Genomic DNA, 8,298 nt, shown 5'->3' on the forward strand with positions numbered 1-8,298 from the left:
ACAGCCTGCGGGTGCTGGGCCGCTGGATGCGGATGATCACCATCCCGAACCAGTCCTCGGTGCCGATGGCCTACGAGGCGTTCGACGACGCCGGCCGCATGAAGCCGGGGCCGCTCTACGACCGCGTGGTCGACGTCTGCGAGGAGCTGATGAAATTCACCCTCCTGACGCGCGAGCGGGCCGACTACCTCGTCGACCGCTACAGCGAGCGCAAGGAGCGGGAGCCGGAGCGCCTGAAGGCCGTGGCCGCCGACATCGGGTTCGGGAAGCGGTAGAGACCTTCAAGCCATCGCATGCGTGATTTGGTGTGCTTGGAGTGGGCGGTGATGCACCCCAAAAACGGGCGGAAGAGGAGTCATGAAGGGGGTGGATACGGGGAGCCGTCCGCCTCTACGGCCCCGGGCGCTAAGGAGGGAAGCCCACACCTCGGTTGATATGCCCATTGGGGTGCGTGCACCCCAGCTGCTCTGCACCCTCGATGCATCCCAAGGCGCAACTCCGGGGTGCAGAGCCCAACGGACGGGATCGATTTGATTGGTGGGCGGTGACGGGCTCGAACCGCCGACCCTCTCCGTGTAAAGGAGACGCTCTACCAACTGAGCTAACCGCCCCGCGGCGGCTCGCTTGGTACGGCAACGTGTGGGCCGGTGGCAAGCGCCACCGCCGCCTCACGACGCCTGGAGGAGGTTTTCGAGCGAGGCCGAGAGGCCGATGCTCGGGACGGGATCGGCGGCGCGGTGGGGCGCCCCGAGGGCGGTGGCCAGGACGGCCCGGGTGCCGGCCTCGACCGAGCAGATCACCGGGCAGGGCACCTCCGGCTGAATGCGCGTGGACAAGCCCGCCAAGCCGGCGCCGCCCAGGATTACCGCCTCGGCGCCGTCCTCCTCGGCACAGGCCCGGCAAGCGGCGGCAAGCTGGGCGAGCGCGCCGTCGGGGTCGCGGGCGATCTCACCGCCGGTCGGCGCCACGGCGCGGATCCCGGCGAGCTGCGCGCCGAGGCCCTGAAGCGTGACGAATTCGGTCAGCATCGCCGGCCAGTTCACACCGCCCGTCACGATGCCGAAGCGGCGTCCCCCCACGGCGGCGGCCCGGCAGGCCGCCTCGGCCATCCCCACCACGGGGACCGGCGAGACCTCCTGCAGCGCCGGCAGACCCGGATCGCCGAAGCAGGCGAGATAGACCGCGTCGCAGCCCGCGACGTGCTCGGCCAGCGCGTCGAGGGCGGCGTGGCCCGCCACCGCCACCGCGGCGCGGGTCGCGATGTAGCGGGCCCCGAAGCGGCCCGTGACCGGCACGACGGTCGCCTCCGGGGCGATCCGGCGCACGTGGCCGGCGACCAGATCCGTCACGGAGGCGGTGGTGTTCGGGTTGATCAGCAGGATGCGCATGGATCGCAGGGGAGATCGCGTCGGGCATGAAAAAGGCCCCCGGAGCCTCGGCTCCGGGGGCCTTTCTGTCCAGGGGATCAGTGGGCCACGAAGGCCGCGCCGTCCTCGTCGCGGGCGGGCTTGGCCGCGGGCAGCGGCTCGTCCCACTCGATCGGCTCGGGCTGGCGGACCAGCGCCCGCTCCAGCACCTGGTCCATCCGAGAGACCGGCACGATCTCGAGGCCGTTCTTCACGCTGTCGGGCACCTCGGCGATGTCCTTGGCGTTCTCCTCGGGGATCAGCACCGTCTTGATGCCGCCGCGGAGTGCCGCGAGCAGCTTCTCCTTCAGGCCGCCGATCGGCAGGACCCGGCCGCGCAGCGTCACCTCGCCCGTCATCGCCACGTCGCGTCGCACCGGGATGCCGGTGAGCGTCGAGATGATGGCGGTCGCCATCGCGATGCCGGCGGACGGGCCGTCCTTCGGGGTCGCCCCCTCGGGGACGTGGACGTGGATGTCCCGGCGCTCGAAGAGCGGGGGCTCGATGCCGAAGTCGAGAGCGCGGGAGCGGACGTAGCTCGCCGCCGCCGAGATCGACTCCTTCATCACGTCCTTCAGGTTGCCCGTGACCGTCATCTTGCCCTTGCCGGGCATCATGACGCCCTCGATCGTCAGCAATTCGCCGCCGACCTCGGTCCAGGCCAGACCCGTGACCACGCCGACCTGATCCTCCGCGTCGATCTCGCCGTAGCGGAACTTCGGCGGGCCGAGGAAGACCTGCAACGTGTCGGTGTTCACCGCCACGACCTTGGTCTTCGTGATCAGGATCTCCTTCACGGCCTTGCGGATCAGGTTCGAGAGCTCGCGCTCGAGGTTGCGGACGCCCGCCTCCCGCGTGTAGCGGCGGACCAGCATCAGCAGGGCCTCGTCGTCGATCGACCACTCCTTCCGGTCCAGACCGTGCTTCTTGAGCGCGTTCGGGATCAGGTGCTTGCGGGCGATCTCGACCTTCTCCTCCTCGGTGTAGCCGGCGATGCGGATCACCTCCATCCGGTCCATGAGCGGGCCCGGGATGTTGAGGGTGTTAGCGGTGGTGACGAACATCACGTTCGAGAGATCGTAGTCCACCTCCAGGTAGTGGTCGTTGAACGTGGCGTTCTGCTCCGGATCCAGAACCTCGAGGAGCGCCGCCGACGGATCGCCGCGGAAGTCCATGCCCATCTTGTCGATCTCGTCGAGCAGGATGAGCGGGTTCGAGGTCTTGGCCTTGCGCATCGACTGGACGACCTTGCCGGGCATCGAGCCGATATAGGTCCGGCGGTGGCCGCGGATCTCGGCCTCGTCACGCACGCCGCCGAGCGACATGCGCACGAACTCGCGGCCCGTGGCCTTGGCGATCGACTTGCCGAGCGAGGTCTTGCCGACGCCGGGGGGGCCGACGAGGCAGAGGATCGGGCCGGTGAGCTTGTTCGCCCGCTGCTGCACGGCGAGGTACTCGACGATGCGCTCCTTCACCTTGTCGAGGCCGAAATGGTCCTCGTCGAGGAGGAGCTGGGCTCCGGGCAGGTCCTTCTTGACCTTCGAGCGCTTGCCCCACGGGATGCCGAGCATCCAGTCGAGGTAGTTGCGCACGACCGTGGCCTCGGCCGACATCGGCGACATCTGGCGCAGCTTCTTCAGCTCGGCGGTGGCCTTGTCGCGGGCCTCCTTCGAGAGCTTGGTCTTCTCGATCTTCTCTTCCAGCTCGGCCAGCTCATCCCGACCATCTTCGCTGTCGCCCAGCTCCTTCTGGATGGCCTTCATCTGCTCGTTCAGGTAGTACTCGCGCTGGGTCTTCTCCATCTGCCGCTTGACGCGGGTCCGGATGCGCTTCTCGACTTGGAGCACCGAGATCTCGCTCTCCATCAGCGAGAGCACGCGCTCCAGCCGCTGGGCGACGGTCGGGGTCTCGAGAATGCCCTGCTTGTCGGAGATCTTGACGAGCAGGTGCGAGCCGATCGTGTCGGCGAGCTTCGAGGGCTCGTCGATCTGGGTCACGGCGGAGACGACCTCGGGCGAGATCTTCTTGTTGAGCTTGACGTAGTTCTCGAACTCCGAGAGCACGGAGCGCGCGAGCGCCTCGGCCTCGACCTTGTCGCCGAGCTCGTCGTGCAGCGCCTCGGCCTCGGCCTCGTAGAACTCGTCCGAGCGGGTGAAGCCGGTGATCTTGGCGCGGCCCGCGCCCTCGACCAGCACCTTGACGGTGCCGTCGGGCAGCTTCAGGAGCTGCAGCACGGAGGCCAGCGTGCCGATCGTGTAGATGGCGTCGGTCGCCGGGTCGTCGTCGCCCGCGTTGATCTGGGTGGCGAGCAGGATGTGGCGGTCCGTGCGCACCGCCTCTTCCAGGGCGCGGATGGACTTCTCGCGCCCCACGAAGAGCGGCACGATCATGTGCGGGAACACCACGATGTCGCGCAGCGGCAGGACCGCGTAGGAGCCCGTCGAGCCCGGGACGACAGGCTGGCGCGATTTCGATTGAGTCATGGCTGACTTCCTCATGATGGACGCCGGGCCAGCGCTCCTCGAGTCAGGGAGCAAGCACTGCGCCAGACGCCGACCGGGCCGCGAGGGTCGGGTAGAGCTGTTGAAGCTTTGCGGCTGGTGACGCGGCACCGTCCCTCGGGGGGAGCGGGCGGCCACCGCGCTGAGCATCAGGTGATGTCCGGGGGCACCGTTTTCAAGATGCCGCCGGCTCCGGGCAGGCCGGCGGCAGAAGCGAATCGCCCTGCCGCCTCAACGCGTTACGCGGATGTGCTCCGGCGCACAGGCGGCCGGGGCGAGCCGGCCCCGGCCTGCCCTCAGGCGCTGACGCTCGCCGGCGCTTCCTTGTTGCGGTCGCCGTGGATGTAGAGCGGGCGCGACTTGCCCTCGACCACCTCCGGACCGATCACGACCTGCTCCACCGAGTCGAGGCCCGGCAGGTCGTACATCGTGTCGAGCAGGATCGTCTCCAGGATGGAGCGCAGGCCGCGGGCGCCGGTCTTGCGCTCGATCGCCTTGCGGGCGACGAGGCTCAGCGCCTCCTCCTGGAAGGTCAGGTCGACGTTCTCCATCTCGAACAGGCGCTGGTACTGCTTGACGAGCGCGTTCTTGGGCTCCTGCAGGATCTTCTTCAGGGCCTCCTCGTCGAGGTCCTCGAGCGTCGCCAGGACCGGGAGACGGCCGACGAACTCGGGGATGAGGCCGAACTTCAAGAGATCCTCGGGCTCCACCGAGCGGAAGATCTCGCCGGTGCGGCGGTCGTCGGGGGCCTGCACGCTCGCGCCGAAGCCGATCGAGGTGCCCTTGCCGCGCTGGGAGATGATCCGCTCCAGCCCCGCGAAGGCGCCGCCGCAGATGAACAGGATGTTGGTGGTGTCGACCTGCAGGAACTCCTGCTGCGGGTGCTTGCGGCCGCCCTGCGGAGGCACGGAGGCGACGGTGCCCTCCATGATCTTCAGGAGCGCCTGCTGCACACCCTCGCCCGAGACGTCGCGGGTGATCGAGGGGTTGTCCGACTTGCGGGAGATCTTGTCGATCTCGTCGATGTAGACGATGCCGCGCTGCGCCCGCTCGACGTTGTAGTCCGAGGCCTGGAGCAGCTTGAGGATGATGTTCTCGACGTCCTCGCCGACGTAGCCCGCCTCCGTGAGCGTGGTGGCGTCCGCCATCGTGAAGGGCACGTCGAGGATGCGGGCGAGCGTCTGGGCGAGCAGCGTCTTGCCGGAGCCGGTCGGCCCGATCAGCATGATGTTGGACTTGGCCAGCTCGACGTCGTTGTGCTTCGTCGCGTGGGCGAGCCGCTTGTAGTGGTTGTGCACAGCGACCGAGAGAACCTTCTTGGCGAAGTCCTGCCCGATGACGTAGTCATCGAGCACCCGCCGGATCTCCTTCGGGGTAGGCACGCCGTCGCGGCTCTTGACCAGCGAGGACTTCGATTCCTCGCGGATGATGTCCATGCACAGCTCGACGCACTCGTCGCAGATGAACACCGTCGGGCCCGCGATCAGCTTGCGAACCTCGTGCTGGCTCTTGCCGCAAAACGAGCAGTACAGCGTGCTCTTCGAGTCGTTGCCGCCAGTCTTGCTCATATCGGTCTCCGATCGTCTCGTGCGCTGCCAGCCCGGGGCGCACGCGCATCGTTCACAGGTAAGGGAATCCGCTTAAAGAAAAAGTCACCTGCGCGCTTGTGACGGGGCCTCCCGGAGACCCGATGCAAACACGCTGCCGCGGCGGGATCAAGGCCGCGGCGGGCGTGCTCCTTATTCGGCAAACGCCGTCGGGGGCACGCCGGGTTCCTGCGGCCTCCGGCGCGGGCCTAAGGGCCGCGCGCCTTCGGGCCGCCCGGCCTTCAGGCCGCGGCCGGCTCGGGGCGCTTCTGGATGACCTCGTCGATGAGGCCGAACTCCTTGGCCGCGTCGGCGGTCATGAAGTTGTCGCGCTCCAGCGCCTGATGGATGGCCTCGTACTCCCGGCCCGTGTGCTTCACGTAGATCTCGTTGAGGCGGCGCTTGAGCGCCTCGATCTCGCGGGCGTGGATCAGGATGTCGGTGGCCTGGCCCTGGAAGCCGCCGGAGGGCTGGTGCACCATGATCCGGGCGTTCGGCAGGGCGAAGCGGTGGCCGGGCTCGCCAGCGGTGAGGAGGAGCGAGCCCATCGAGGCGGCCTGGCCGACGCAGAGGGTCGTGACCGGGCAGCGGATGAACTGCATCGTGTCGTAGATCGACAGGCCGGAGGTGACCACGCCGCCCGGCGAGTTGATGTAGAAGGAGATCTCCTTCTTGGGGTTCTCGGCCTCCAAGAAGAGGAGCTGCGCGACGATGAGCGAGGCGCCGTAATCCTCGACCGGGCCGGTCAGGAAGATGATCCGCTCGCGCAGCAGCCGCGAGTAGATGTCGAAGGCGCGCTCGCCGCGGCTCGACTGCTCGACCACCATGGGGACGAGCGCGCTGTTGTAGTAGTCGACCGGATCTCTCATCACGTCCTGCCCCAGGGCTCCAAGGGGCCCGACCGCGCGAATCATCGCGGCGGCCGGGCATGTCAGCGAACACCGGCGGTGCTTAACGCCGCCTAACCATACAGCCCGCTGCCAGTCAGGACAGGTACCGGGCTACTTCAAGCCTTCGACTCGGTCGAGGCCGCCGTCTCGTCGGCGCTGTCGGCTTCCGCGTCCTCGTCGGCGAACAGCGTCTCCTTCGAGACGGGCTCCTCGACCAGTTTGACCTGCGAGAGAACGTGGTCAACCACCTTCTCCTCGAACAGGGGCGCACGCAGCTCGGCCAGCGCCTGGGCGTTCTTCCGATAGAAGTCCCAGACCTGCTGCTCCTGACCCGGGAACTGCCGGATCCGGGCGATCAGGGCCTGGTTCACCTCCTCGTCGGAGACCTTGATATCGGCGCTCTCGCCGACCTGCGCAAGCACCAGACCGAGGCGCACGCGGCGCTCGGCGATCTTGCGGTACTCGGCCTGCGAGGCCTCCTCGGTGGTGCCCTCGTCCTCGAAGGTCTTGCCGCGGGTCTTCAGGTCCTGCTCGACCTGGGCCCAGACGTTGGCGAATTCCTGGGCGACGAGCGAGGGCGGCAGGTCGAAGGCGTACTTGCCGTCGAGCGCGTCGAGGAGGTCCTTCTTCAGCTTGCGCCGGGTGGCGGCCTCGTAGTCCGAGCCGATGGCGCCGGAGATGGCCTCCTTCAGCTTGTCGAGGTTCTCCAGGCCGAGGTTCTTGGCGAGCGCGTCGTCGATCTGGGCCTCGCCCGCCGCCTGGATCTTGGTGACGGTGACGTCGAACTCGGCGTCCTTGCCGGCGAGCTGCTCGGCTCCGTAGGCCTCCGGGAAGGTCACCTTGACGAGGCGGCTCTCGCCGACCTTGGCGCCGACGAGCTGGTCCTCGAAGCCCGGGATGAAGGTGTTCGAGCCGAGCTCGAGGTCCACGCCCTCGCCCTTGCCGCCCTCGAACTCGGTGCCGTCGATGCGGCCGACGAAGTCGATGGTGACGCGGTCGCCGGCCTCGGCGGCCTCACCCTCGGCACGGTCCGAGAACGGACGGCTCTGCTTGGCCATGCGGTCGAGGGCCTCCTGGACCTCCTCGTCCGAGGGCTTGGCCACGTACTTGGTCAGGCTGACGTCCGAGAGGTCGGCGAGCTCGAAGCTCGGCAGCACCTCGAGGTTCACCGTGAAAGCGAAGTCGCCCTTGGCCTCGAGGGCCTTCTCGACTTCCGCCTTGTCCTCGGGAAACGCGACCTGCGGCTCCAGGGCGAGCTTGAGGTTGTTGTCGGTGATGATCTTCTGGTTGGCCTCGTTGACCGCGTTCTGCACCACCTCGGCCATCACCGAGCGGCCGTAGACCTTGCGCAGGTGCGCCACCGGCACCTTGCCGGGGCGGAAGCCCTTGAGCTGGACCTTGTCCTTCATGCCCGAGAGCTCGGTGTTCAGGCGATCCTCGAGGTCCTTGGCCGGGAGCAGCACCTGGTAGGCGCGCTTCAGCCCCTCGGAATGTGTCTCGGTCACCTGCATCGTCGTCGCTCTCGTACCGTCTCGTGTGGTCGTGTTCTGGTGCGCGCCGTCCCGCCGGGAGGCGCGGCTTGGGGCCGGACGCGTCGGGCGGCGGGTCCGCGGGAACGGATGAGGCGGGCCGGCTTCCGTGATCGCGGAAAAACGGACCGGTCATCCCGGCGGGGCTGGTGCGGGCGGAGGGGCTCGAACCCCCACGTCTTGCGACACTGGAACCTAAATCCAGCGCGTCTACCAGTTCCGCCACGCCCGCGCGCGCCGACGCCCGGCGCGAATCCGGCCGCCGGAGGGCGGCTCTATAACACGCGTGCACGGGGAAGCAGCAAAAAACTTAGAGGCAGGGGCGAGGCGAGCGGACGGAACCCGCGTCCTCCCTCCCCCCTCTGCGGGCAGGGCGATCGCATATG

General features: G+C 68.2%; 5 protein-coding genes, 2 tRNA genes and 1 pseudogene. 1 reads left to right on the forward strand and 7 read right to left on the reverse strand.

The window, feature by feature from the left end; all coding sequences use genetic code 11:
* Positions 1-275, forward strand: a pseudogene (locus tag AX737_RS13900) (arsenical resistance protein ArsH); the annotation flags it as partial.
* A 260-nt stretch (positions 276-535) separates the two neighbouring features.
* On the opposite strand, the gene AX737_RS13905 reads toward AX737_RS13900, so the two are convergent.
* The 7 genes from AX737_RS13905 to AX737_RS13935 form a co-directional block, all read right to left on the reverse strand.
* Positions 536-611, reverse strand: a tRNA-Val gene (locus tag AX737_RS13905).
* A gap of 57 nt (positions 612-668) precedes the next feature.
* Positions 669-1,388 (reverse strand): aspartate/glutamate racemase family protein, encoded by a 720-nt coding sequence (locus AX737_RS13910; RefSeq protein ID WP_066922242.1) that lies wholly within the window; start codon positions 1,386-1,388, stop codon positions 669-671.
* 77 nt (positions 1,389-1,465) lie between these two features.
* The gene (lon, locus tag AX737_RS13915; RefSeq protein ID WP_066922244.1) at positions 1,466-3,889 is read right to left on the reverse strand and encodes an endopeptidase La; all 2,424 of its coding nucleotides are present in this window, start codon (positions 3,887-3,889) and stop codon (positions 1,466-1,468) included.
* A gap of 314 nt (positions 3,890-4,203) precedes the next feature.
* Positions 4,204-5,475 carry an ATP-dependent Clp protease ATP-binding subunit ClpX gene (clpX, locus tag AX737_RS13920; RefSeq protein WP_066922246.1) on the reverse strand — a complete coding sequence of 424 codons (1,272 nt, stop codon included), beginning with the start codon at positions 5,473-5,475 and terminating at the stop codon, positions 4,204-4,206.
* A 260-nt stretch (positions 5,476-5,735) separates the two neighbouring features.
* Complete coding sequence (locus tag AX737_RS13925) at positions 5,736-6,362, reverse strand: ATP-dependent Clp protease proteolytic subunit (RefSeq protein ID WP_066922248.1); 627 nt, start codon at positions 6,360-6,362, stop codon at positions 5,736-5,738.
* 137 nt (positions 6,363-6,499) lie between these two features.
* Positions 6,500-7,894, reverse strand: coding sequence for a trigger factor (gene tig / locus AX737_RS13930; RefSeq protein ID WP_066922250.1), 1,395 nt, complete (start codon positions 7,892-7,894; stop codon positions 6,500-6,502).
* A 165-nt stretch (positions 7,895-8,059) separates the two neighbouring features.
* Positions 8,060-8,144, reverse strand: a tRNA-Leu gene (locus tag AX737_RS13935).
* Positions 8,145-8,298 lie beyond the last annotated feature (154 nt).

Source organism: Methylobacterium sp. CCH5-D2 (assembly GCF_001556475.1).
Lineage (GTDB): Bacteria > Pseudomonadota > Alphaproteobacteria > Rhizobiales > Beijerinckiaceae > Methylobacterium > Methylobacterium hispanicum.